We start from the raw sequence: 24,702 nt of genomic DNA on the forward strand, positions 1-24,702 counted from the left end.
GGCAGGCGCCGCCCGGGAGGCACGGACCGGCAGGCGCGGCACGGGACAGGCAGCCCGGCAGGCGCCGCCCAGCAGGCGCGGACCGGCAGGCGCCGCCCAGCAGGCACGGACCGGCAGGGGCAGCCCAGCAAGGGCAGCCCGCCAGGGGCCGCCCGGCAGGCGCAGCCCGGGAGAGGTGGTGGTGTGCCGTCGTTCGTGCCGTGCCCGGTGTGCGATCGGGTGCGGCGCCGTGTCTCAGAACCTCGTGACGACCACCCGCGCCACCTCCGGGTCCCGCGCCGCCGCGTACCCCTCGTCGATCTCGTGCAGGGCGATCCGCCGGGAGACGAGGGCGTCGAGGTCCAGCTCGCCCCGCAGGCAGAGTTCCGCGTAGCGGGGGATGTCGCGGCGCGGGTCGGCCGCACCCATGATCAGGCCCTGGAGTGTCTTCTGCTGGAGCAGCAGCCGGGGCAGGGAGAGGGTCAGGTCGGCGCCGTCGCCCGCCGTGAGACCCACCACGTGGACGGCGCCGCCCAGCGCGGTCATGCCGAGCGCCTGTTCCGTGGTGGCCGCGAGGCCGACGACGTCGAAGGCGTGCCGCACTCCCCCGCCGGTCAGTTCGCGTACGGCCGCGACGGCGTCCGTCGCCGCGGAGTCGACGACGTCCGTGGCGCCGAACTCCCGGGCCCGCCGCAGGCTGCCGTCGCGTACGTCCACGGCGACGATGCGGGAGGCCCCGGCGATCCGCGCGCCGCCGATCGCGTTGAGTCCGACGCCCCCGGCGCCGATCACGGCGACGGTCTCGCCCGGCCGGACCCGCGCGCCGTTGAGGACGGACCCCACGCCGGTGAGGACCCCGCAGCCGAGCAGGGCTGCGGTGTCGAACGGCAACCGGCGCGGCACCGCGGTCAGTTGGTTCTCGTGGACGAGGATCCGCTGCGCGAAACCGCCCAGCCCCATCCCCTGGGTGACGGGCCGGCCGGACCGGCTGAGCCGCGGGGCGCGGTGTCCCGGTGCGCGCAGGGTCTCCTCGGGGCGGGCGCACTGGTGGTAACGGCCGGCGCGGCAGGCGGGGCAGGTGCCGCACCACTGGACCAGGCAGCCCACGACGTGGTCGCCGGCCGTGAACTCCGTCGCCCGCGGCCCGGTGCCGAGGACGACACCGGCCACCTCGTGTCCGAGGACGACCGGTGGCCGCAGCCGGCCGAGGCCGTGGGTTGCGACGGTGAGGTCGGTGTGGCAGAGGCCGCAGGCGCGGACCTCGACCAGCACCTCGCGGTCCCGGGGCGCGTCGATGCCGACGTCCTCGACGGTGAAGCCGCCGCCCGCCGTCTCGACGACGGCGGCTCTCACGCGCGGACCCGTTCGAGGAAGAAGTAGTAGAAGGGGCCGTCGCCGAAGCCCTTGCCGTTCATGACGCCCATCAGGGTGTGGTCGTCGACGGCCTTGAAGTGGTCGAAGACCGGCCGGCCGTCGTAGACCATGGTGGCGGTCACCTCACCGCGGAACTCGACCATCCAGAGGCTGGCCTCGCCCTTGCCCATCTCGGTGTCGGAGTACAGCTCGCCGTCCGCGCCGCGCATCATCAGCGGCTGGGCGTCGTGGACGGCGGCGAACGTCTTGCCGTACCAGCCGGCCTTCTGCAAGGTGCCGTTGAGCGGGTGCCCGGTGTCGAACTCACCGCCCTGCCACTCCCCGAGGATCTCCTCGACGCGGACGGTGGGCAACACGGCCCAGACCGCGTCGAGTTCCTCGGCCGACACGGCGGACTCCTTGCCGCGCAGCACCGCGAACCGGGCCCGCGCCTCTTCGACGTCCATCCCACACTCCCCTGCGGCGAGATACAAACAATCACAGCATGTATCAATGTTGCGCCGCCAGTATGGAGCACCACCCCGCCCAGGACCAGAGCCCGTCACCACCCCGGGGGCCGGAGCTCCCTCACCGCTCCCTGCAGGCACCCGGTGTTCACTTCACGTTCATTCCCAGTCCTCATGTTGTTTGTGGAAATCTCTCAGCAGCCTTTCATCTCTTACCTGTTCCTTACGGGGGGAGGCCGATCACCCCCGGATCGAGAGGAACCCATGACTGGCTGGCTGAAGCGCGGTCGCCGTGCCGTCGGCGGGAGCGCCGACGACGAGGTGCCCGGGACACCGCACGGGGCCCCGCCCACGGCGACCGAAGAGGCCCTGCGTGTGGCCAGCAGACTGCACGCCTTCAACCGCTACGAGCTCAAGTACCTGGTACCGGTGGAACAGGCCGCCGCCATCCGGGACGAACTCGGCGAGCGGATGGACCGCGACCTGCACAGCCCCGTCGGCGGCTACGGCGTGTGGAGCCTGTACTACGACACCCCGCAGCTCCGCTTCTACTGGGAGAAGATCGAGGGCCTGAAGTTCCGCCGCAAGCTGCGCATCCGCCACTACGGCGACCTCGACGGCGTCACCGACGAGTCACCGGTGTGCGTCGAGATCAAGCAACGCGTCAACCGGGTCACCCAGAAACGGCGCATCACGCTGCCGTACGAGACTGCCCGCCGGCTCTGCGACGAGCGGGAGGAGATCTCCCACTCCCCCGGGGAGAGGGCCTTCGTCCACGAGGTCCTCGAACTCGTCGTCCGGCTGAACCTCCAGCCCACCGCCATCACCGGCTACCAGCGCGAGGCCCTGGTCGGCCGGGACCAGGACACGGGTCTGCGGGTGACCTTCGACCGCCGGATCCGCGGCCGTGACCGCGACTTCCACTTCGGCACGGAGACCCCCGAGAACCGGTTCATCGTCCCGCCGCACCTGTCGGTCATGGAGATCAAGGTCAACGAGCGGGCCCCGTACTGGATCACCGACCTCGCGGCCCGGCGCAACCTCAACCTGATCCGGGTCTCCAAGTACGTCCAGAGCGTCGAGTCGTTCGGCCTGGCGCCCCGGTCGGTCTTCCACGTCCGGGAGGAAGACCTCCCGGCTCCCCTGTCCCCCACCCCCCACCGCACCACGGAGGTACTGCACTCGTGAACCTCGACCTTCAGGACCTGAGCGGCACGTTCAGTGTCACGGACATCGTGCTGGCCATGACCCTGTCCTTCGTGCTCTCGACCCTGATCGGGTACGTCTACCGGGCCACCCACAAGAACGTCAGCTACAGCCAGTCCTACGTGCAGACGCTCGTCATCGTCGGCATGGTCGTCGCGCTCATCATGCTGGTGGTGGGCTCCAACCTGGCCCGCGCGTTCTCGCTGGTGGGCGCCTTGTCCGTGGTCCGTTTCCGCAACGCGGTGAAGGAGACACGGGACGTCGGCTTCGTCTTCCTGGTGATGGCCATCGGCATGGCCTGCGGCGCCCGGTTCTACACCCTCGCGGCCGTCGGCGGCGTCGTCATCGCGCTCATCATCCTCGCGATGAGCAAGTTCAACTGGTTCGCCCTCAACGTCCAGCGTCAGGTCGTCAAGGTCCAGGTCCCCGCCGGTGAGGACCACACCCACACCATCCAGGACGTCCTGCTGCGCTACACCGACGAGTTCGAACTGGTCAGCACGGAGTCCATCCGGGGCGGAACGCTGACCGAGGTCTTCTACACGGTCCGCATCAAGAAGGGCCACGAGCCCGGTGAGCTGGTCGCGGCGCTGCGCGAGCGGACCATGGGCCAGCGCGTGACCGTTCTGACCGGTTACGACCAGACGGACCTCTGATGGCGGCGCCCCGCAGGCGGCTGGCGCACCGCGTCCCGGTACGGCTGCGGCACCACTGGAAGCCGACCGCGCTGCTGGCCGCGGGCATGGTCGTGCTGCTCGTCTTCTTCGGCGACGCGCGGGTCAGCCCGTTCGTCACCAGTGCCTCCCGGGCGGACGCGGACGAGATCACCGACAACGTCACCGGCACGGTCGGGCTGTTCGACACATCGCGGGCCCACACGATCCAACTCGAGTACGAGCAGACCGACTTCGACGACATGATGAAGAAGTACGAGGACGAGGGCGAGAAGGAGTACATCGAGGCGGACCTCACCATCGACGGCGTGTACCTCAACGACGTCGGCATCCGGCTGAAGGGCAACTCGACGTTGCAGAGCCTGCGCGGTTCCTCCGGCGGGGGGCCCGGCGGAGGCATGGGTGGCGGCGGGGACACCGGGGGCGGCTTCCCCGAGGGCGGTTTCCCCGAGGGCGGTTTCCCCGGGGGTGCTCCCCAGGGTGACGCCCCGCAGGGCGAGGCTCCGCAGCAGGACGGTGCTCAGGGCCAGGCTCCGCAGCAGGACGGTGCCCAAGGTGAGGCTCAGCAGCAGGACGGTGCTCAGCAGCAGGGCCGGCAGGGCGGTGGCGGTGGCGGGATGGCGCAGTACGACCTGTCCGCCTCCGCGCCCGAGGAACTGCCGTGGCTCATCAGCATCGACGAGTACGTCGAGGGCCGCGCCTACCAGGGCCACCGTGAACTCTCGCTCCGTCCCGGCGTCGACGAGGCGCTGCCGCTGAACGAGGCACTGTCGCTGTCCTTGATGAAGAAGTCCGGGCAGACGGCCGAGAACTACGCCTTCACCGCGCTGACGGTCAACAACCGTCCGACGGCGACCCGGCTCATGGTCGAGAACCCCGCCAAAGACTGGGTCGACACGGAGATCGGCGGGACCGGCGTGGCCTACAAGGCGCGCGCCGGCGGCAGCTTCGACTACGTGGGGGACGACCCGACCGAGTACGAGACGTCCTTCAAGCAGCTCAACCTGAAGGGCAGCCAGGACCTCTCCCCGGTGATGAAGCTGCTGAAGTGGGTGAACCAGGCGTCCGACAAGGAGTTCGCCGAGGATCTGGACAAGTACGTGGACGTCGACTCCTTCGCCGAGTACGTGGCCACGCAGAACCTGATCCTGAACTTCGACGACATGGCCGGGCCGGGCAACAACTACGTGCTCTGGTACGACCTGGACACCAAGAAGTTCTCCGTGCTCGGCTGGGACTTCAACCTCACCTTCTCCGGCACCGCGACCACCGGCCCCGACGACAGCACCAGCATGGGCGGAGGCGGGGGCGGCATGATGCCGGGCGTCGGGCAGCAGAACGGCGACGCACCGGCCGCGATGCCGTCGGGGATGCCCTCCGGCATGGGCGGCGGCATGGGTGGCGGCATGGGCGGCAACATCCTCAAGGAGCGCTTCCTGGAGACGGACGCCTTCGACTCCGTCTACCACGCCGCGTACAAGAAGCTGTACAAGACCTTCTTCGCCTCCGGCAACGCCCTCGACAGCCTCGACTCGATCGCCGGCCAGGCGACCGGTTCGGGCGCCGACGAGAGCGGTGTGAGCACCGCGGCCGAGTCGCTGCGCACCACGGTCGAGGAGCGGACGAGCAGCCTGGCGAAGAACGAGGTGATCACCGGCTGACCCGTACGGCGACGGTCACCCTGTGGCTCCCGTCCCGCCCCGGCGGACGGGAGCCATAGGGTGATCCCCATGTCTGCCACGTTGAGTTCCGCGAGAACCCGCGCCGCGCTCCGCACCGGGGCGCGGCTCTCCCTCGACCTGCTGCTCATTCTCGCGATGCTCGCGGTGGTGCTCTGGCTCGTCGGCCGGATGTGGTCGGTGGTGTGGCCGCTGATCGTCGGTCTGCTGCTGACCACGCTGGCCTGGCCCCCGGCCCGTCTCCTGCGCCGCCGCGGCTGGCCCCCGGCGCTGGCCGCGTCCGTGGTCACCGTACTGTTCCTGCTGGTCGCCGCCGGTGTGGTGGCGCTGATCGCCGTACCCATGGCCTCCCAGACCGACGAGTTGACGGACGGTGTCGTCGCGGGCATCCAGCACCTGCGCGACTGGGCCGCGGGCCCGCCGCTGAACATCGGCGACGACCAGATCACCGGTGCCGTGGACTCCGGCATGGCCAAGGTCCAGGACAGTGTGGGCAGCGTCGTCGACGCGGTCGCCACCGGCGTCGGCACCGTCGTCAACGGACTGGTCACCGCGGTGCTCGCCGTCTTCCTGATGTTCTTCTTCATCAAGGACGGGCCGCGTTTCCTGCCCTGGCTCACGCGTCAGCTGCCCGGCCGGCTGGCCACCGACATCCCCACCGTCGCCCACCGTGCCTGGGTCACCCTCGGCTCGTTCGTGCGGTCGCAGGCGCTGGTGGGTCTGCTCGACGCCGTCTTCATCGGGCTCGGGCTGTGGATTCTGGGTGTCCCGCTGGTCCTGCCGCTGGCCGTGCTGACGTTCGTGTCGGCGTTCGTGCCGATCGTGGGAGCGCTGTTCGCCGGTTTCGTCGCCGTCCTCATCGCGCTGGTGTCCAACGGTCTGACGGACGCGCTGATCGCGCTGGCCATCATCATCGTGGTGCAGCAGCTGGAGGGCAACGTCTTCCAGCCCATCGTGCAGAGCCGCGGCCTCGGGCTGCACGCCGGGGTGGTCCTGCTCGCGGTCACCCTGGGCGGCAACCTGTCCGGCATCGCGGGCAGCCTGCTGGCCGTGCCGGTCGCCGCGATGATCGCGGTCGTGTGGAACTACGTACGCGAGCAGCTGACCGATCCGCCCGCCGACCCGGGGCGGGAGGCGGAGCCGGCCACGCCCGCCTGAGCGCGGAGGCGGCCGGCCGACGGGGTCACGCCAGCGGGTCGTGGCCCCAGTTCATCAGGGAGTAGCGCCACTTGGTGTCCTTGACGTCTCCTGAGGGCCGCTGCGCCAGGTGCCGGTGGATGTAGCCGACGACCTTGCGCATGTGGGCGTAGTCGTCGTCGCCGAGGTCGCCCTTCTTGGCGCGGAGGATCTCCACGATCCGGCGGCCCGAGGCGTGGCCGGTGGACTCGCCGCCTCCCTTGTGCTGGCCCGCGTCCTTGGACTCCTCGGTGTCCAGCCACTTCTCCAGGTCGGCCGGCTTCATGTTCACCAGCTCGCCGAACTCCTCCGAGGTCTTCTTGTCGTCATCGCCGCCCACGCCGGTTCACTTCTTCTTCTTGAGCGCGGACGGCTTGTGGACGGCCGAGTTGCCCGACTTCTCGCTGCGCACCTGGTACTGCGGGTCGTCGGACGAGGCGTCCACCGTGCGGCCCGCGGCCTTCGTCCGCCCGGTGATCTTCTTCTCGACCTTCCCCTCGGCCTCGCTGCCGTGGCTCTTCCAGGCGACCTTGTCGCCCTTCTTCAGCCCCTTGCCCTCGTCCTGGCTCTTCGCCATGCCGCACTCCTCGGTAGCGGACCGCTGTGGGTCGTCGTCCTTCCAGCGTGGCCCCACCCGGCCGGTCCCGCACGCGCGGCGGCTCTACGGGGAGACCCGCACCGGCAGGCCGCGCGGGCCGCGGATCAGCATGCCCTGGCGCCAGGTGATCGCCGCGGGGTGGATGTCCAGGGCCAGTGAGCCGCAGCGCTCCAGCAGCGTGCCGAGGGCGATGCGGGCCTCCAGGCGGGCCAGCGGGGCGCCCAGACAGTAGTGGATGCCGTGGCCGAAGGCGACGTGGCCGCGGGCGTCCCGGGTGATGTCGAAGCGGTCCGGGTCGGGGAAGCGGCCGGGGTCGCGGTTGGCGTCGGCGAGGGCGACGAGGACGAGTGCGCCACCGCCGGGCACGGTGGTGCCGCCGATGGTGAGGGGCTCGGTGGTGAAGCGGTAGGTCGGGGTCTCCACCGGACCGTCGTAGCGGAGCATCTCCTCCACCGCGGTGTCGATCCGGGACGGGTCGGCGCGCAGCGCGGCGAGCTGCTCCGGATGGGTGAGCAGGGCGAGGACGCCGTTGGAGACGAGGTTGACGGTGGTCTCGTGGCCGGCGACGAGCAGCAGCCAGGCCATGCCGAGGAGTTCCTCGTGGGAGAGCGTGTCACCGTCCTCCTCGCGGCCGTGGATGAGGGCGCTCATGAGGTCGTCGCCGCGGTGCCGGCGTTTGTCGTCGACCAGACGGGCGAGGTAGCGGGCCATGGCGGTGGCGGCGGCCTCGCGCCGGCCCGCGTCGGTGCTGCCGAGCGCGTCGTTCGACCAGGCGCGGAAGGAGTGGCGGTCCAGGTCGGGGACGCCGAGCAGGTCGCAGATGACGGAGATCGGCAGCGGGAAGGAGAGGGCCTCGACCAGGTCGACGCGTCCGTCGGGGGCGGCGAGCATGGCGTCGACGAGTTCACCGGCGGTCTGCCGCACGCGCGGGGCGAGCTGTTCCACGCGGCGCGCGGTGAACTCGCGGGCGACCAGTCTCCGCAGCCGGGTGTGGTCGGGCGGGTCGACGCGGAGCATGTGCGGCCCGGCGGCGATCGCGTCGATCCCGAGGGCGGGCGAGGCCCGGTTCCAGTCCTTGGAGAGCCGGGGGTCGGCCAGTGCGGCGCGGCCCGCCTCGTACCCGACGACGAGCCAGGCCTCCGCGCCCTCCGGCATCCGGATGCGGTGGACCGGGCCCCGCTCCCGCAGTCGCGCGTACACGGGGTACGGGTCGCGGGTGAACGACTCGCCGAGCGCGGCGAGGTCGACGATGCTCATACGGCTACCACCTCACTGGGGCCGTTCGCGGCGGTGAACGGCGCCTTCCAGGATGGTGGCCCGCCGCGCACCGGGTCCAGGGGGAACCTGGCGTGCGCCGGGGCGCGCGGGGGTGGCGCGGATCAGTCGCGGGCGCGGCGCGCGGCCCGGGTCCGCCGCCCCGGGATCAGTCGTCCGGCTCGCTGAACGGCAGTGCGTCCACCAGCGCGGTGACCTCGTCCTCGGCCGGCACCTGTTCGGTGAAGACGATGCGGTACAGGACGAAACCGACCCAGCTGTCGACGAGGGCGGCGACGGGCAGGCCGGGCGGCAGTTCGCCGCGTTCGGCGCCGCGGTCCAGCAGGTCGCGCAGCGGTCGCAGGCGGGCGGCGAGCAGGTCGCGCAGGTCGGTGCGGCCGGCCTCGCCCCGTTCCGCGAGCGCGCCGGCCACCACGCTCGGGTCGCCGAGCAGGGTCAGGGTGCGGACCAGGCCGTCGAGGTGGGCGATCGCGTCGGTGCGGGTGGAACCGGTGTCCGGCAGGGGCCCGGGGGCGAGGCGGTCGGCCACCGCCTCGGTGACCACGGCCGCCTTGTTGGGCCACCACCGGTACAGGGTCATGCGGGCGACACCGGCGCGGGCGGCGATGCGTTCCATGGTGACCCGGTGGTAGCCGAGCTCCGCGACCAGTTCGCGGGTGGCCCGCAGTACGGCGGCGTGGGCGTCCGGGTCCCGGCGGCGTCCCCGGCGGGGCCGGCCGCCCGTGTCCTGGGTCCCCGGGTCCTGGGTTCCCGTGTCCTGGGTCATCGTGTCGCCCTCCGGGAGCGTGAGCTGGGGGTCGAGGGAATAACGAGACAGTACGTACTGTCTAATAATAGTGACAACAATGGTGTTCCAGGAGGTCTTCTCATGAAGGACAGGTTCGACGACAAGGTCGTACTCATCACCGGCGGCGGTTCGGGTCTGGGCCGGGCCGCGGCGCTGCGGCTCGCCGAGGAGGGCGCGAAGCTCTCGCTCGTCGACGTGAGCGCGGAAGGGCTGGCCGGCACCGCCGCCGAGATCGAGAAGGTCTCCCCCGGCACCGAGGTCCTGCTGGTCACCGCCGACGTCAGCGACGAGGCGGACGTGCGGCGCTACGTCGAGGAGACGAAGAGCGCCTACGGCCGGATCGACGGCTTCTTCAACAACGCGGGCATCGAGGGCCGCCAGAACCTCACCGAGGAGTTCGGCAGCGACGAGTTCCAGCGGGTCGTCGCCATCAATCTGCAGGGCGTGTTCCTCGGGCTGAAGCACGTCCTGGCCGTCATGCGCGAGCAGGGCTCCGGCAGCGTCGTGAACACGGCCTCGGTGGGCGGCATCCGCGGTGTCGGCAACCAGTCCGGCTACGCGGCGGCCAAGCACGGCGTCGTCGGCCTCACCCGCAACTCCGGTATCGAGTACGGCCAGTTCGGCGTCACCGTCAAGGCCATCGCGCCGGGCGCCATCATGACCCCGATGGTCGAGGGCTCGCTCAAGCAGCTCGACCCGGTCAACTGGGAAGAGGCGGGGCGGCAGTTCGTCAGCGTCAACCCGATGAAGCGGTTCGGGCGTCCCGAGGAGGTCGCCGGCCTGGTGGCGTTCCTGCTGTCGGACGAGGCCTCCTTCATCAACGCCACGGTGGTCGCGGTCGACGGCGGCCAGTCCGAGAAGTACTGAGAAGTGCCCTACCGGGGCCCCGTCACGTATCGGACGCGCAGGGCGCCGAGGTAGTCGTCGGGGTCGTCGTAGGAGGCGTCCTGCGCGCCGTGGCGGTGCAGGGTCAGCCGTCCGTCGCCGTACAGCCGTACGGTCGTCGTCGCCCGGCGCGGACCGGCCGACGGCACCGGGTGCGGGTCGGCGAGGACCGGCACGGTGGGCGGGAACGCGGCGAGCGCCTCGGCGGCGGTGGCCGCGGGCGGACCGCCGGTGCGGTTGGCGCTGCTGACGTAGAGCACCGGACGGTCGTCCAGCAGCGGGCGCACCGGCTCCCAGCGGGCGCCGAAGAGCAGCATCCAGCCGTTCTTGACGGCCGGGCGGGCCCAGGACGGCCGTGCGGTGTCCGGGCGGAGCGGCAGCAGCACCGTCAGGTGTTCCTCGGACAGCAGCCGCCGGGCCAGTTCGCGGTCGGCGGACGACAGGTCCCAGAGGGGATCCAGGTCGGCCAGGGTGCCGGGGTGGTGGGCCCACAGGGCGACGGGCTGTCCGGCGGGCCGCCCCTTGGCCTCGTTCACGGCCGGCGCGACGGCGGCGGTGACGACGTGGGTCAGCGGCGCGGGGTTGGGAAGGACGACGGCCCGCCCGGCGTCGAGGGCGCGCCGCGCCCCGGCGAGCGTTGCCGGGGCGGGGGCGGGGGGATGCGCCGTCATGGCAGCTCCTGGTGGTCGGTGGTCGGGGTCCCAGGGGTGAGGGAGCGGCGAGCCGTCCCACTCCTTGGACGAATACCGTCCGTTCAGCAGACGCCGTCGCCCGGCTTGGGGTTGCCCAGGCCGAAGAGCGGGCGCAGCTTGAGACCGACCCAGGTGCCGGCCAGCGCGAACGCGCCCCACACCCAGCCGCTCACGCTGCCCGAGGCGATGCCCGCCAGGTAGGCGCCGATGTTGCAGCCGCCGGCGAGTCGGGCGCCGATACCCATCAGGACGCCGCCGAGCACCGAGGCGACCGCCGTGCGCCACGGGATGCCGCGGTGCAGCGCCCAGGTGCCGCCGAGCGCGGCGGCGACGGCCGCGCCGATCATGATGCCGATGTCGGTGAGGCTGTTCTTGTCGGCCAGGACGGACCCGGCCAGCATGTCGGCGTTGCCGGGCTGCTGCCAGAACGACCAGGTCTCCGGGTGTCCGCCGAGGGCGCGCACCAGTTCCGAGCCCCAGAGGCTGAAGGCGCTGGTGACGCCCCAGGCGCCGCCCGAGACCAGCAGCACGCCCGCGCCGAGCACGGCCAGCGCCAGGGCGCCGACGGCCAGCGGCCAGGAGCCGCGCAGGGCGCGGACGGCGGCGGTGCGCGCGGAGGGGACGGGGCCGAGCGGCGGCGGGTTGCGGCGGGCCTGGACGCGGCGGGAGACGAAGACCACGACGAGCAGCGCGGCGATCGTCACGGCCCAGGAGCCGAACCAGCCGATGTGGTCGGAGAGGACGACCGGGTCCCAGGCCGGGAGGTCCTTCCAGAGGTCGAACTGCCAGGCGGCGAGGGTGGCACCGGCGATGAATCCCGCGAGGGTCAGCACCACCGAGCTCTGTCCCGAGCCGACGGCGAAGAGGGTGCCGGAGGCGCACGCGCCGCCGAGCTGCATGCCGATCGCGAAGAGCGCCGAACCGGCGACGAGTCCCACCCCGAGCGAGCCGCCGGACGGCGCGGGCTGGGAGCCGAACAGGCCGGTGCCGGTGCCGATGACGACCGCGAAGAGCGTCGCGGTCGTGCCGAGGAGCAGCGCGTGCGCCCGCAGTCCGGTGCCGTTGCCGACCGCGACGAGCTGGCGCCAGGCGGAGGTGAAGCCGAACCGGGAGTGGAAGAGGGCGACGCCGAGGCCGAGCCCGAGCAGCAGGAGCACACCGGGCTTGGCGCCGTGCGCGGAGAACACGTAGGCGGACAGGGCCACGGCCAGGACACCGGCCACGACGAGCGGGGTCCGCCGTACCGGGGGCAGCGGTGGCGCGACCGGCCGGGCCGAGGAGGTGGGGGACGGGGTGAACAGCCCGGCGGGCACGCGCGGCGGCGCGGCCGGCCCGGCGGGAGGGGCGGTGGTCACGGATGGTCTCCGGGAAGTGCACAGGGGTGACGGACGGGGCACTGGGCCGCCGACGGCGCGGGTCGTACGGGCGCGGTCGGGACGGGGGGCTCAGCGGCGACAGAGGCCGTCGTCGACGCACCACTCCGAGTTCGCGAACAGCGCGAGACACAGCAAGGGGGCCGATGCAGACATGCGTGCGAATATACGGAAGGAGTGACTCCGCGAGAAACGCCGTCTCACGATGCGAACCCGTTTCTGGGACGGGCGGCCTCGTCACCCGTTCGGAGTACCGGACGGGCGGCGGGCCGGTCCACGGATTGCGGCGGCCGGAGGGCTGGCCTCTGATGAGAGCGCGGTCACGGAAAAGAGCCGGCGCCGGAGCGCGCCGCCCCGTCTCCGCATCCGGTGTCCGTACACCTCCGCACGAGGAGCACAGGCTGATGCCCATCTGCACGACGCGTGACAAGGTCGAGATCTTCTACAAGGACTGGGGCAGCGGGCGCCCCGTCGTCTTCATCCACGGCTGGCCGCTCAACGGCGACGCCTGGCAGGACCAGCTCAAGGCGGTGGCCGACGCGGGCTTCCGCGGTATCGCCCACGATCGGCGGGGGCACGGACGCTCCACCCCGGTGTACGCGGGCTACGACTTCGACACCTTCGCGGACGACCTCTCCGACCTCATCGAGGGTCTCGACCTCCACGACGTGACCCTGGTCGCCCACTCCATGGGCGGCGGCGAACTCGCGCGGTACATCGGCCGCCACGGCACCGGGCGGATCCACTCGGCGGTCCTGCTCTCCGCCGTCACCCCGCTGATGGCGCAGGGCCCGGACAACCCCGAGGGGGTGCCCGCCTCGGTGCTGGACGGCATCAAGGCCGGCATCGTCAAGGAGCGGTCGCAGTTCTGGCAGGAGACGGCGGTCGGGTTCTTCTCCGCGAACCGCGACGGGAACAAGGTCACGCAGGGCAACAAGGACGCGTTCTGGTACATGGCCATGCAGCAGACCATCACCGGTGGCGTCGACTGCGTGGACGCCTTCGGCTACACCGACTTCCGCGAGGACTGCCGGAAGTTCGACGTGCCGACGCTCATCGTGCACGGCGACGACGACCAGGTCGTACCGATCGACGCCACCGCCCGCAAGGCCGCGCAGCTCATCCCCGGCGCCACGCTGAAGGTGTACGAGGGCGGCTCGCACGGCATCGCGATGGTCCAGGGCGACAAGGAGCGGTTCAACCGGGACCTGCTGGAGTTCCTCAACGGCTGAACCGGCGGCCACCGGGCCGTCTCCCGCCGCTCCGCATGCGCGCCGCCGGTGCCGACCGCACGCTGGTCACATGAGTGCGACCCATCCGGTGACGGTGTACCCGCCTGACGACGACGGAGGCCGTCGCGTGCGTGTGGACGGCGAGATCCTCGGCCGCGCCTACAGCGTGTCCGACGTCGCCCGTCTGCTCCAGCAGGCCGGGCTGCAGGGCTGGGACGAGATGGACGTCGTCCGCTCCCGCCTGATCGAGTGGCGGGGCGGCGACCCCTCCGAGTGGGCCTAGGAACGTCGGGCGGGCCGCTCCCCCGCGCCGTCCGACCGGTCCGGTGGCCCACCCCCCTGCGAGCGGTCCGGTGTCCCGTCCCCCTGCGCGCGGGCGGCGGACCGGCGGCAGGAGACGACCACGACGAGGGGCCAGGCGGACTGAGCGGTGGTCACCAGCCGCTCGGCGAGCCCCGCCGCGCCGCCCCGCTGCATCGCGACCATGAACCAGATCCCGCCGGCGGTCATCGCGACGCTCACGGCGATCGCGGGGACGGGGCGCAGCGCCCAGGGAACGGGGGTCGGGCGCGCCCCGGCGCCCGTGCCGGACGCCGCTCCCGGCCGTGCCACCAGCAACGGCCACGCCGTCAGCAGGGTGAACCCGATCGCGGCGGCCGTGCCGTGGCTCAGCGACCCGCCGCTGGCCGGGGCGGGGAGCAGGACCACCAGGAACGCCGCCAGCCCGCCGCCGCCCAGGGCCAGGCGCCCTGCCGTCGGCACCGTGCGCAGGCCCCACGCGGTGAGCAGGTGGCAGACGCCCAGGGCCAGGAACGCCCCGGTCATCACCCAGTAGCCGGGCGTCCCGTACGCCCCGAGGACGCTGATCGTCTGGGTGAGGGGGTCGTAGGCCGGTCCCTCCGGCAGCGCGGCGAGCGTCCACCCCGCGATGAGCGCGGCCGGCGCGCACCCGGAGGAGACCAGGGCCCAGCTGGGAACATTTCGCACCGGATCACCATAAAGCGCCGGTCAGCCGGCTCCGTTCAGGGACGCCAGCCGTACTGCGGGGGTATCCGGACGTCGCCGCCGAGTTCGCGGGCGGCGCGCCGGGCCCAGGTGGGTTCGCGCAGCAGCTGCCGGCCGACCAGGATCGCGTCGGCCTCTCCGGCGGCGAGGATCTTCTCCGCCTGGCCGGGGTCGGTGATCTCCCCGACGGCCGCCACCGCCATCTCCGTCTCCCGCTTGATCCGCGCGGCGAACGGGACCTGGTAGCCGGGCCCGACGGGGATGGTCACGCCGTCCGCGTTGCCGCCGGTGGAGACGTCCATCAGGTCCACGCCGTGCTCGGTGAGGACGCGGGCGAGCGCGACGGTCTCGTCCGGGGTCCAGCCGCCCTCCTGGAGCCAGTCGGTGGCGGAGACGCGGAAGAACAGCGGGAGGTCGTCCGGCCAGACCTCGCGCACGGCGTCGACGACCTCGACGGCGTAGCGGATGCGACCGTCGAAGCCGCCGCCGTAGCGGTCGGTGCGCCGGTTGCTGTGCGGGGAGAGGAAGTTGCCGATCAGGTAGCCGTGGGCGCCGTGGATCTCGACGGCCTGGAACCCGGCGGCCAGCGCCAGCCGGGCCGAGGCGCGCCAGCTGTCGAGGCTGTCGGCGATCTCCTGGAGGGTCAGCTCGTGCGGGACCTTCAGACCGGGGTAGGGCTCGGCGCTGGGGCCGACCGGCGTCCAGCCGTGCTCGTCCGCTCCGACCGGGCGGTCACCCGCCCACGGCTGACTGGTGGACGCCTTGCGCCCGGCGTGGGCGAGCTGGACGGCAGGAACGGTGCCCTGGCTCTTGAGGAAGTCGGTGATGCGGCGCAGCCCGCCGGCCTGCGTGTCGTTCCACAGGCCGAGGTCCTGGGGGGAGATGCGCCCCTCGGGGGCGACGCCGGTGGCCTCCAGGACGATCAGCCCGGTGCCGCCCGCCGCGCGGGCGCCGTAGTGCTGGAAGTGCCAGTCGGTGGCCACGCCCTGGGAGAGACCGTCGGGGGCGGCGGAGTACTGGCACATCGGGGGCATCCACACCCGGTTCGGGACGGTGACCGACCGCAGCTTGTAGGGCTCGAAGAGAGAACTCACCTATGACTCCAGTGGGTTGGGGAAGCGGCACGGGACCGACTTGCTTGCACGCGTCGATATTACCACTTCGACGATACCTGCATACGCAATAGGCCGCGCTTGCAACCAACTGGCGACCGACCCTCTCCCTACATCGCTTTCGCGTCGATCCGACCGGCAATCCTTTCGGTGGACTCCCCCGCCATAAACCTCCCGACCTCCCTCGCCTATTTCGCACACCGACGTTTCCGCATCGGCCCGGCGTTCTAATACATCACCCCTTCGGGTGGCCGTTGCCCGACGTCAGAGGCCCTGCGGGTGACCGGAAAAGGCTCTCCGGCGAGGACGGCCGGAGACCTACCCTTGAGTGCGGCTTACCGCGCGGAACAGGGGGACTGCGGTGCACGGAACGGCCTGGCCGGCGGAGACCGCCGGGAAATACGCCACCGCGGCGACCGCTCCGGCGGGCGCCCCTCTCCCCCGGAGCGCGGCGTGACCGTGGGGGTGCTCCTCGTCGACGACCACCCCCTGTTCCTGCAAGGGCTGCGGGTCGCTCTCGCCGGAGACGACGGGCTGACCGTGGTCGGGGAGGCGGGCACCGGCGAGGACGCGGTGGAGGCCGTCGGACGGCTCGGCCCGGCGGTGCAGGTGGTCCTGATGGATCTGCGGCTGCCCCGGATGCCGGGCGTGGAGGCGATCCGCGCGATCCGCGCGATCACCGCGGGGGATGCCGGCCACCGGCCGCGGGTCCTCGTCGTCTCCCTGTACGAGGACGACGACGAGGTGGTGGCGGCGCTGCGCGCGGGCGCGCACGGTTACGTGGCCAAGGAGGCGTCGCGGGACGAACTCGTGCGTGCGGTACGGACGGTGGCCGAGGGCGGCGCGGTCTTCAGCGCGTCCATCGCCGAGCGCCTGGTCGCCTACTTCTCCGTGATCCACGACGTGCCCGGACGGCTCGCCTTCCCCCAGCTCACCAACCGGGAGCGGGAGATCCTCGACCTGCTGGCCCGCGGGCACACCAACCGGCGTATCGCCCGGCACCTGGTGCTGTCGGACAAGACGGTCCGCAACCACGTGTCCCACATCTTCGCCAAGCTCCAGGTCAGCAACAGGGACGACGCGATGACCCGGGCCCGGGACGCCGGCCTGGGCCGGTGACCGGGCCCGGCGCGGGCTACTCGGCCAGATAGGCGCCGAGCCCGTCCAGCAGCACCGTGCTGCCCTGCTCGGCCATGTCGCGTTCCTCGGCCGTGGCGCAGGTCTGGCTGACGGTGATCCGGGTGCGTCCGCCGGACAGCTCACCGAGTTCGACCGTCATGACCACGGCGGCGGGCGTGCCGCCCGCGTCCATGCCGATCACCAGGCGGCGGCCCTCCTCGACCTCCAGGTAGGACCCGGTCAGGGCGAACCGCGCGCCGTCCGGGGTGACCATCGTCGACTTCCACACGCCGCCGGGCCGCGCGTCCAGTTCCACCGAGCCCTCCACGGCCCCGGCCCACCGCGCGTACTGCTCGTCCGAGGTCCACGCCTGCCACACCCGCCGCGGCGGGACGTCGAGGGTCCGGATCAGTGTGTAGGAGAAACCGCTGTCCGGGGTGGTGTGCTCGGTGCTCATGTGTCGCCTCCTCGTCCCGCCCGCGCGTCGGGCGTCGTGATGGTGGACGGCGCCGGGCGCGGAAAGTCATCGGCGGACCTCCGCACCCGCACAGGGAACTCATCACACGCGTCAACCTGCGGTCAATAGGCAAGTAATTTGCGCTAGTTGCTCAATTAATTGCCGCATCAGGATCACGGAGGGGTACGACCTTCCCCTCTTCACCCCATTCGTCCTGACGGTTCACTCCATGCAAGCAACGCAAGGCGCGCAAGCTGATTTTGACCGGTTCACGACCCTCTTCCGCACCCATTGACAAAGCCTGGACCCCCCACAACTCTGATGACGCGTTTTCCGCAAAAAGCCGACCGAGTTACTCAATTGGCGTGCATCATCATCCGCTCCTCCCCCATGGAACAGAGGACCTCATGAGATGGAGACCCCTCGGCCGCCGGCCGCTGACCTGTGCCGTCCTGGCCGGGCTCATGGCGGCGGGCCTGGCCCCACTCACCCTGGCCGCCCCCGCCCAGGCCGCCCCCGCACGGACCGCGGCCGCCGACACCAACCTCGCGCTCGGCCGTCCGGCCACGGCGGGCGGTTCGCACGGCGAGTACCCCGCCCGTCATGTCACCGACGGCACGCAGGCGTCCTACTGGGAGGGTCCCGCCGGGTCCCTCCCGCAGTGGGTGCAGACCGACCTCGGAACGGCCCGGGACGTCGAACGCGTCGTGCTGAAGCTGCCGTCCGGCTGGGAGGGACGTACCCAGACGCTCTCCGTCCAGGGCAGCGCCGACGGTTCCTCCTTCCGCACCCTGGCCGCGTCGGCCGCCCGCGCCTTCGACCCGGCGAGGGCGAACACCGTCGCCGTCGACCTCGCCGACGCCGCCGACGTCCGCCACGTCCGGGTGCACATCACCGGCAACACCGGCTGGAACGCGGCGCAACTCGCCGAGTTGGAGGTGTACGGCGAGGAGCCCACCACCGAGCCGCCCACCGGTACCGACCTGGCCCGCGGCAAGCCCGTCGAGGCCACCTCCTCGACGCAGAACTACGTCGCCGCCAACGCCAACGACGGTTCCACCGCCACCTACTGGGAGGCCGCGGGCCACCCGGCCGACCTCACCGTGAAGCTGGGCTCGGACGCGGACGTCACCGGTGTCGTCGTCAAGCTCAACCCCGACCCGGCCTGGTCGGCCCGTACCCAGTCCGTCCAGGTGCTGGGCCGCGCGGCGGCGGCGAGCGGCTTCACCTCCGCCCGGGACCGCGCCGACTACGCCTTCGGCCCGGCCACCGGCAACACGGTGACGATCCCGGTCAGCGGCCGCTGGGCGGACGTACGGCTGAGGTTCTTCGCCAACACCGGCGCGCCCGGCGGCCAGGTCGCCGAGTTCCAGGTCGTCGGCACGGCCGCGCCCGCGCCCGATCTGACCGTCACGGGGCTCGACTGGTCGCCCGCCGACCCCGGTGAGCGGGACGCGGTGACCGTCCACGCCACCGTCCGCAACGCCGGGACCGCGCGGTCGGCCGCGACGGCCGTCGAGGTCTCCGTGGAGGGCACGGTCGCCGGGAGCGGGGAGGTGCCCGCCCTCGAACCGGGCGCGTCCGCCGAGGTCGCCGTCGCCACCGGGACCCACGCGGCCGGGAACTACGCCGTCTCCGCGGTGGTCGATCCCCGGAACACGGTGACCGAACTGGACGACACCAACAACAGCCGCAACGCCTCCGACCGGCTGGTCGTCGGCCGGGCACCCGGTCCCGACCTGGAGGTCCGCTCGATCACCGGCGACCCGGCCGATCCGGCCGTGGGCGCCCGGGTCTCCTTCACCGTCGCCGTGCACAACCGCGGCACCACCGCGGCGGCGGCCGGTTCGGTCACCCGCCTCCAGGCCGGCACCACCACCCTGGACGGCACCACCGGCCGGATCGAACCCGACGCCACGGTGAACGTGCCCGTCACCGGTACCTGGACGGCCACCGCGGGCGGCGTCGTCCTCACCGCCACCGCCGACGCCACCGGCGTGGTGGACGAGACGAACGAGGACAACAACGTCCGCACCGAGTCCCTCGTCGTCGGCCGCGGCGCCGCCGTGCCGTACACCGAGTACGAGGCGGAGGACGGCCGGTACGAGGGCACCCTGCTCACGGCCGACGCCGAGCGGACCTTCGGGCACACGAACTTCGGCACCGAGTCCTCGGGCCGCGCCTCGGTCCGGCTCGACTCCACCGGCGACCACGTCGAGTTCACCTCCACGACGTCCACCAACTCCGTCGTCGTGCGCAACTCCGTCCCGGACGCCGCGGGCGGCGGTGGCGCGGACGCCTCGATCAGCCTGTACGCCGACGGACAGTTCGTGCGGAAGCTGACCCTGTCGTCGAAGCACAGCTGGCTGTACGGCACCACCGACGACCCGGAGGGGCTCACCAACCGGCCCGGCGGCGACGCGCGGCGGCTCTTCGACGAGTCCCACGCGCTGCTGCCGAAGACCTACCCGAGCGGCACGACGTTCCGGCTCCAGCGGGACGCGAGCGACTCGGCCGCCTACCAGGTCATCGACCTGATCGACCTGGAGCAGGTCGCGCCGCCCGCCGCCAAGCCCGCGAACTGCGTCTCGATCACCGAGTACGGGGCCGTCCCGGGCGACGGGCTCGACGACACCGACGCCTTGCAGCGGGCCGTCACCGCCGACCAGAACGGCCAGATCCCCTGCGTGTGGGTGCCGGCCGGGCAGTGGCGCCAGGAGCAGAAGATCCTCACCGACGACCCGCAGAACCGCGGCCAGTACAACCAGGTCGGCATCCGCGACGTCACGATCCGCGGCGCGGGCATGTGGCACTCGCAGTTCTACACGCTCACCCCACCGCACGAGGCGGGCGGCATCAACCATCCGCACGAGGGCAACTTCGGCTTCGACATCGACGACAACACCCAGATCTCCGACATCGCGATCTTCGGCTCCGGCACCATCCGGGGCGGTGACGGCAACCACGAGGGCGGGGTCGGCCTCAACGGCCGCTTCGGCGAGAACACGAAGATCACCAACGTGTGGATCGAGCACGCCAACGTCGGCGTCTGGGCCGGCCGCGACTACTCCGACATCCCCGAGCTGTGGGGCCCCGGCGACGGCCTGGAGTTCACCGGCGTCCGCATCCGCGACACCTACGCCGACGGCATCAACTTCGCCAACGGCACCCGCGACTCCACCGTCCACAACTCGTCGTTCCGCAACACCGGCGACGACTCCCTCGCGGTGTGGGCCAGCAAGTACGTGAAGGACACCGCCGTGGACGTCGGCCACGACAACCACTTCCGCAACAACACCATCCAGCTGCCGTGGCGGGCCAACGGGATCGCCGTGTACGGCGGCCACGGCAACACCATCGAGAACAACATCGTGTCCGACACCATGAACTACCCCGGCATCATGCTCGCCACCGACCACGACCCGCTGCCCTTCTCGGGCCGGACCCTGGTCTCCGGCAACGCCCTCCACCGGACGGGCGGCGCGTTCTGGAACGAGGACCAGGAATTCGGCGCGATCACCCTGTTCGCCCAGGGCCAGGACATCCCGGGGATCACCATCGAGGACACGGAGATCCACGACTCGACGTACGACGGCATCCAGTTCAAGACGGGGGGCGGCGCCATGCCGGACGTCGAGATCACCGATGTGCGCATCGACGGGTCGCGGAACGGCTCCGGCATCCTCGCGATGAGCGGTGCCCGGGGCAGCGCCACCCTGACGGACGTCACGATCACCGACTCCGCCGAGGGGGACGTGCTCATCGAACCGGGCTCCCGGTTCACGATCACGGGGACACCGCAGGGCGCTGCCGACCGGCGCCGGACCGGCTGATCCGCTGCTACGACCGGCCCGGGGGAGATCACCGTCTCCCCCGTGCCACCATTCATCCCATGCTGGAAGCCGAATCCGCCTCCGCGCGCTCCCCACGGCCCGCCCCCGCACCGCCGCCCCCGGCGGCCGGGGCCGATGCCTGGGTGCGGCGCGCGGCCACCGTCCCCGCGGCCGACGGCTACCCGTCCGTCGACGAGCTGCTCGACCGCTTCCGGGAGCTGGCCGGCCGCCATCCGGGGCTGGTGACCGAACGCCGCATCGGCACCTCGACACTGGGCGATCCGATCCCCTGTTTCGTCATCGCCGACGACGACGGGGGGCGCGACGACTACGTCGTCGTGGGCGGCGTCCATCCCAACGAACCGGTCGGCGCGGTGACCGCCCTGCACCTGGCCACCACGCTGTGCGAGGACGCCGGGCTGCGCACGCACTTCGGCGGCGCCTGGCACATCGTGCCCTGCGTGGACCCGGACGGGGCCCGCCTCAACGAGGGGTGGTTCGCCCGGCCCGCCGACAAGCGCGCCTACGGACGCCACTTCTACCGACCGGCCGGCCGCGAACAGGTCGAGTGGACGTTCCCCTTCGCCTACAAGGACGCGTACTTCGACCGGGTGCTCCCGGAGACCCTGGCACTGATGCGGCTGCTGGACGACACCCGCCCGCGCTTCCTCACCACCCTGCACAACTCCGAGGCGGGCGGCGTCTACTACTACGTCAACCGGCCCGCACCCGAGCTGTACGCCGCCCTCGCCGCCGTCCCCGCCTCCCTCGGACTGCCACTGGCGACCGGCGAACCCGAGGCCGCCCACACCCCCCGGTACGCTCCGGCCGTCCACGGCTGCATCGACATGCGGGACGCCTACGACCACCTGGAGAGCCTCGGCGTCGACGCCGCCGCCAGGATCGGGGGCGCGTCCAGTGCCGCGTACGCCGAGCGGTACGGCACCTTCTACTTCGTGACCGAGGTGCCGCACTTCGCCCACCCGGACGCCGACGACGACACCCCCACCGGGGAGCGCCACGCCGACGTGGTCCGGCGCCGGGCCCTGGCCCTGAGCGAGACGGGCGCCTTCCTCGGCCGTGTCCTCGACGCCGCCCGGCCCCACCTGACCGTCCGCTCGCCGTTCCTGCGGGCGGTGGAGGACTTCGTCCCCTCGCTCCCCGAGCTGGCCGCCCTGGAGTCGGCCCGCGCCGACGGACTTCCCGACCGGCCCGCCACCGTCGCCGAGGCGTACGACTGCGCGGCGAGCGTGCACAGCTTCCGCATCCGCTTCGGCGGGATGCTGCTGCGCGCCCTGGAGGCCGAGGTACGGGCCGGCACGGCGACGATCGAGGTCCGCCGCCACCACCGGGAGCTGCTCGCCGCCTACGAGGTGTGGGAGCGCGAGGCGGCACCGGTCACCGGCGAGCCCCTCCCGATCGCGACGCTGGCCGGGGCGCAGTACGGCGCGCTGCTCGCCGCCGCCGACCACGCCCGTACCGAGGAGTCCCGCTGACGGTCCGCGTCCGGTAAGGCGTACGCACGGCCCAGCCCAGTCCAGTCCAGTCCAGTCCAGTAGTTCAGCACAACCCAGCACAGCCCAGACCAGACCGCGGCCACCGGCCACCGGCCACCGTGCCCGCGCGATCCCCGGAGGAGCCCGTGCCGACCACCGCGCCCACCACGTCCACCGCCGCGCCGCCGCTCACCCTGGTCCGGGTCCGGCTCGGGGCGGGCGGCCCGCTCAGCGACGTACGGATCGAGGACGGTCTCGTCACGGCCGTCCACGGCCCGGGTGAGGCGCCGCGTGCCCCGGGCGAGCGCCTCGACCTGGACGGCCGGACGCTGCTGCCCGGCCTCTGGGACGCGCACGTGCACATGGTCCAGTGGGCGGGGGTGCGCCGCCGGCTCGACCTGTCCGGTGCCGCCTCCGCCCGGTCGGCCGCCGACGCGGCGGGCGCGCGGGCCGCCGCCCTGCCCGCCGGGGAGACGCTGGTCGGCTACGGCTTCCGCGACGGGCTGTGGCCGGACGCCCCCGACAAGCGGCTGCTGGACGCGGTCACCGGGGACCGGCCCGCGCTGCTGATCGGCGCCGATCTGCACAGCGCCTGGCTGAACTCGGCCGCCCTCGCCGCCGCCGGGCACGGCGACCACCCGACGGGGCTGCTGCGGGAGGGCGCGTGCATGCGGGCGGTCGCCGACCTCACCGCCGTGTCCGACGAGGTCACCGACGGGTGGGTGCGGGAGGCGTGCGCCGCGGCGGCGGCCCGCGGGGTGACCGGCGTCATCGACTTCGAGTACGCCGACAACGTCACCGACTGGACCCGCCGGGCGCACGCCGCTCCGCTGTCGCTGCGGGTGGCGGCGTCGATCTGGCTCCCGCAGCTGGACGCGGCGATCGCCCGGGGACTGCGCACCGGCCAGGTCCTGGACGCGCCCGGCGGACTGCTCCGGGTGGGACCGTTCAAACTGCTCAGCGACGGCTCGCTCAACACCCGTACGGCGCTGTGCCACGACGCCTACCCCGGCCTGGAACCGGATGCTCCCGGCGCGCGCGGCCTGGCGGAGGTGAGCCCGGCGGAGCTGGTCGCGCTGCTGCGCCGTGTCTCCGCGCACGGCATCGTGCCCGCGGTGCACGCGATCGGCGACCGGGCCAACGAGATCGCGCTGGACGCGTTCGAGGCGGTGCGCTGCCACGGCCGCGTCGAACACGGCCAGTTGCTGGCCGCGAAGGACGTCCCGCGCTTCGCCGCGCTGGGCGTCACCGTCGGGGTGCAACCCACCCACGCCGTGGACGACCGGGACGTGGCCGAGCGGCACTGGGCCGGCCGGACGCACCGGGCCTACGCCTTCGCCGACCTGCTGCGGGCGGGGGCCGTGCTGGAGCTGGGCTCGGACGCCCCGGTCGCGCCGCTCGACCCGTGGCTGACCCTCGCGTCGGCGGTCACCCGGACCGCCGGCGGGCGCCCGCCGTTCCACCCCGAGCAGCGCATACCGGTGGCCGACGCGCTCGCGGCCTCCGCCCGCGGCCGGCGCCTCGTCCGGGTCGGCGACCCGGCCGACCTGGTGGTGACCGACGCCGATCCGCTGGACAGCGCGGCACGGGAGCTGCGGGAGATGCCGGTCCACGCCACGCTCGTGGCCGGTGCCTTCACGCACCGGCCCCCGTCCTGACCCCGTACCGGAGGCGGCCGTGCCTCACCCTCCGTAGTACCGGAACTGGCGCATCCAACTTGGTACCCCGCACCGGTACCGTCTCCTCCGCCGGGAGGTCTACGGTGGATCGAGACCGCCCGGCCGCCACGGCCGTGTGCCGTCGAGGTCCCCGGCCCCCGGACGCGTAACGGACCCGTACCGCAAGGAGGCCGTTCCGGCGCCCCTCACCCCGGCCGCCCGCTCCCCCACCCGCACACGGAGTCGCACTTCAGGACGGCCGGTCCCGTGCCGCCGACAACACGGGGCCGGCCCGAAGCCCTTCCGGCTCGTTCGAGCCGGGCCCTCTTCCGCGGGCCCGGTGCCGGAGGGGCACGCACGGTGTCGCGCGTGAGGCACGGCGACGCTGTGCACGGCCGCCGCCGGTCATCCGGTGTCCCGCGCCCCGGCGGCGGCTCCTTCGGCACGGACACCTGTCTGAATCGTCGCAGCGGAAACGGTCCGGCGCAGTCGGACCGGAACATTCCCCTGTACAGCTTCGGCCGTCGCGTTTCCGTTCCTCGGTCACGGCGGCACCGGCGGACGGCGGAGCTTCCCGGGGGTCAGTCGCCCGGGTCGCCGAGGCGGCCGAGGGCGCGCGGTGCCGAGAGCGCGGCCCGGCCGCCCG

22 protein-coding genes are annotated in these 24,702 nt (G+C 72.5%); 11 read left to right on the plus strand and 11 right to left on the minus strand.

The features are described 5' to 3' along the window. Positions 1-234: 234 nt before the first annotated feature. Both UW392_RS44880 and UW392_RS44885 read right to left on the minus strand, forming a co-directional pair. Positions 235-1,332 (minus strand): zinc-binding dehydrogenase, encoded by a 1,098-nt coding sequence (locus tag UW392_RS44880; RefSeq protein ID WP_320781101.1) that lies wholly within the window; start codon positions 1,330-1,332, stop codon positions 235-237. Next, complete coding sequence (locus tag UW392_RS44885) at positions 1,329-1,799, minus strand: DUF4334 domain-containing protein (protein WP_320781102.1); 471 nt, start codon at positions 1,797-1,799, stop codon at positions 1,329-1,331. The genes UW392_RS44880 and UW392_RS44885 overlap by 4 nt, the downstream gene beginning before the upstream one ends. 264 nt (positions 1,800-2,063) lie before the next feature. On the opposite strand from UW392_RS44885, the gene UW392_RS44890 reads away from it, so the two are divergent. From UW392_RS44890 to UW392_RS44905, 4 genes are all read left to right on the plus strand, one after another. After that, complete coding sequence (locus UW392_RS44890; RefSeq protein ID WP_414497345.1) at positions 2,064-2,987, plus strand: polyphosphate polymerase domain-containing protein; 924 nt, start codon at positions 2,064-2,066, stop codon at positions 2,985-2,987. Next, complete coding sequence (locus UW392_RS44895; protein WP_320781103.1) at positions 2,984-3,661, plus strand: DUF4956 domain-containing protein; 678 nt, start codon at positions 2,984-2,986, stop codon at positions 3,659-3,661. Before UW392_RS44890 ends, UW392_RS44895 begins: the two co-directional genes overlap by 4 nt. Continuing rightward, positions 3,661-5,340, plus strand: coding sequence for a CotH kinase family protein (locus tag UW392_RS44900; protein ID WP_320781104.1), 1,680 nt, complete (start codon positions 3,661-3,663; stop codon positions 5,338-5,340). The genes UW392_RS44895 and UW392_RS44900 overlap by 1 nt, the downstream gene beginning before the upstream one ends. 69 nt (positions 5,341-5,409) lie before the next feature. Beyond that, positions 5,410-6,516 carry an AI-2E family transporter gene (locus UW392_RS44905; RefSeq protein ID WP_320781105.1) on the plus strand — a complete coding sequence of 369 codons (1,107 nt, stop codon included), beginning with the start codon at positions 5,410-5,412 and terminating at the stop codon, positions 6,514-6,516. Positions 6,517-6,541: 25 nt separating this feature from the next. Here UW392_RS44905 and UW392_RS44910 read toward each other — a convergent pair whose 3' ends face one another. The 4 genes from UW392_RS44910 to UW392_RS44925 all read right to left on the minus strand — a co-directional run bounded on the left by UW392_RS44910 (position 6,542) and on the right by UW392_RS44925 (position 9,173). Further along, the gene (locus tag UW392_RS44910) at positions 6,542-6,874 is read right to left on the minus strand and encodes a DUF3140 domain-containing protein (protein WP_320781106.1); all 333 of its coding nucleotides are present in this window, start codon (positions 6,872-6,874) and stop codon (positions 6,542-6,544) included. A 6-nt stretch (positions 6,875-6,880) separates the two neighbouring features. After that, positions 6,881-7,111, minus strand: coding sequence for a DUF2945 domain-containing protein (locus UW392_RS44915; RefSeq protein WP_320781107.1), 231 nt, complete (start codon positions 7,109-7,111; stop codon positions 6,881-6,883). Positions 7,112-7,195: 84 nt separating this feature from the next. Next, a complete protein-coding gene (locus tag UW392_RS44920; protein WP_320781108.1) occupies positions 7,196-8,389 on the minus strand; it encodes a cytochrome P450 in 1,194 nt (397 codons plus the stop codon). A gap of 166 nt (positions 8,390-8,555) precedes the next feature. Continuing rightward, positions 8,556-9,173 (minus strand): TetR/AcrR family transcriptional regulator, encoded by a 618-nt coding sequence (locus tag UW392_RS44925; RefSeq protein WP_320781109.1) that lies wholly within the window; start codon positions 9,171-9,173, stop codon positions 8,556-8,558. A gap of 102 nt (positions 9,174-9,275) precedes the next feature. Between UW392_RS44925 and UW392_RS44930 the strand changes: the two genes are divergently transcribed. Next, positions 9,276-10,061 (plus strand): SDR family oxidoreductase, encoded by a 786-nt coding sequence (locus UW392_RS44930; RefSeq protein ID WP_320781110.1) that lies wholly within the window; start codon positions 9,276-9,278, stop codon positions 10,059-10,061. Between the two features lie 8 nt (positions 10,062-10,069). On the opposite strand, the gene UW392_RS44935 is transcribed toward UW392_RS44930, so the two are convergent. Then, a complete protein-coding gene (locus UW392_RS44935; RefSeq protein ID WP_320781111.1) occupies positions 10,070-10,750 on the minus strand; it encodes a hypothetical protein in 681 nt (226 codons plus the stop codon). A gap of 83 nt (positions 10,751-10,833) precedes the next feature. After that, the gene (locus UW392_RS44940) at positions 10,834-12,126 is read right to left on the minus strand and encodes a YeeE/YedE family protein (protein WP_320781112.1); all 1,293 of its coding nucleotides are present in this window, start codon (positions 12,124-12,126) and stop codon (positions 10,834-10,836) included. A gap of 422 nt (positions 12,127-12,548) precedes the next feature. Between UW392_RS44940 and UW392_RS44945 the strand changes: the two genes are divergently transcribed. After that, positions 12,549-13,376: an alpha/beta hydrolase gene (locus UW392_RS44945; protein ID WP_320781113.1), complete on the plus strand. Its 828-nt coding sequence runs from the start codon at positions 12,549-12,551 to the stop codon at positions 13,374-13,376. Between the two features lie 70 nt (positions 13,377-13,446). After that, positions 13,447-13,659, plus strand: coding sequence for a hypothetical protein (locus UW392_RS44950; RefSeq protein WP_320781114.1), 213 nt, complete (start codon positions 13,447-13,449; stop codon positions 13,657-13,659). Here UW392_RS44950 and UW392_RS44955 read toward each other — a convergent pair. Together UW392_RS44955 and UW392_RS44960 are read right to left on the minus strand one after the other, a co-directional pair. Further along, on the minus strand, positions 13,656-14,363 hold the full coding sequence (locus UW392_RS44955; protein ID WP_320781115.1) for a DUF998 domain-containing protein: 708 nt from the start codon (positions 14,361-14,363) through the stop codon (positions 13,656-13,658). The two genes, UW392_RS44950 and UW392_RS44955, sit on opposite strands and share 4 nt — an antisense overlap. Positions 14,364-14,398: 35 nt before the next feature. Continuing rightward, complete coding sequence (locus tag UW392_RS44960) at positions 14,399-15,475, minus strand: NADH:flavin oxidoreductase/NADH oxidase (protein WP_320781116.1); 1,077 nt, start codon at positions 15,473-15,475, stop codon at positions 14,399-14,401. Positions 15,476-15,946: 471 nt separating this feature from the next. On the opposite strand from UW392_RS44960, the gene UW392_RS44965 reads away from it, so the two are divergent. Then, positions 15,947-16,612 (plus strand): response regulator transcription factor, encoded by a 666-nt coding sequence (locus UW392_RS44965; RefSeq protein WP_320781117.1) that lies wholly within the window; start codon positions 15,947-15,949, stop codon positions 16,610-16,612. Positions 16,613-16,628: 16 nt separating this feature from the next. On the opposite strand, the gene UW392_RS44970 is transcribed toward UW392_RS44965, so the two are convergent. Continuing rightward, positions 16,629-17,069, minus strand: a complete 441-nt coding sequence (locus tag UW392_RS44970) for an SRPBCC domain-containing protein (protein WP_320781118.1) — start codon at positions 17,067-17,069, stop codon at positions 16,629-16,631. A gap of 407 nt (positions 17,070-17,476) precedes the next feature. Between UW392_RS44970 and UW392_RS44975 the strand changes: the two genes are divergently transcribed. From UW392_RS44975 to UW392_RS44985, 3 genes are all read left to right on the plus strand, one after another. Beyond that, positions 17,477-20,902 (plus strand): CARDB domain-containing protein, encoded by a 3,426-nt coding sequence (locus UW392_RS44975; protein WP_320781119.1) that lies wholly within the window; start codon positions 17,477-17,479, stop codon positions 20,900-20,902. A 59-nt stretch (positions 20,903-20,961) separates the two neighbouring features. Beyond that, on the plus strand, positions 20,962-22,398 hold the full coding sequence (locus UW392_RS44980) for a M14 family zinc carboxypeptidase (RefSeq protein ID WP_320781120.1): 1,437 nt from the start codon (positions 20,962-20,964) through the stop codon (positions 22,396-22,398). 146 nt (positions 22,399-22,544) lie between these two features. After that, complete coding sequence (locus UW392_RS44985; protein WP_320781121.1) at positions 22,545-24,056, plus strand: amidohydrolase; 1,512 nt, start codon at positions 22,545-22,547, stop codon at positions 24,054-24,056. Positions 24,057-24,702 lie beyond the last annotated feature (646 nt).

The organism is Streptomyces sp. CRN 30, from assembly GCF_034105845.1.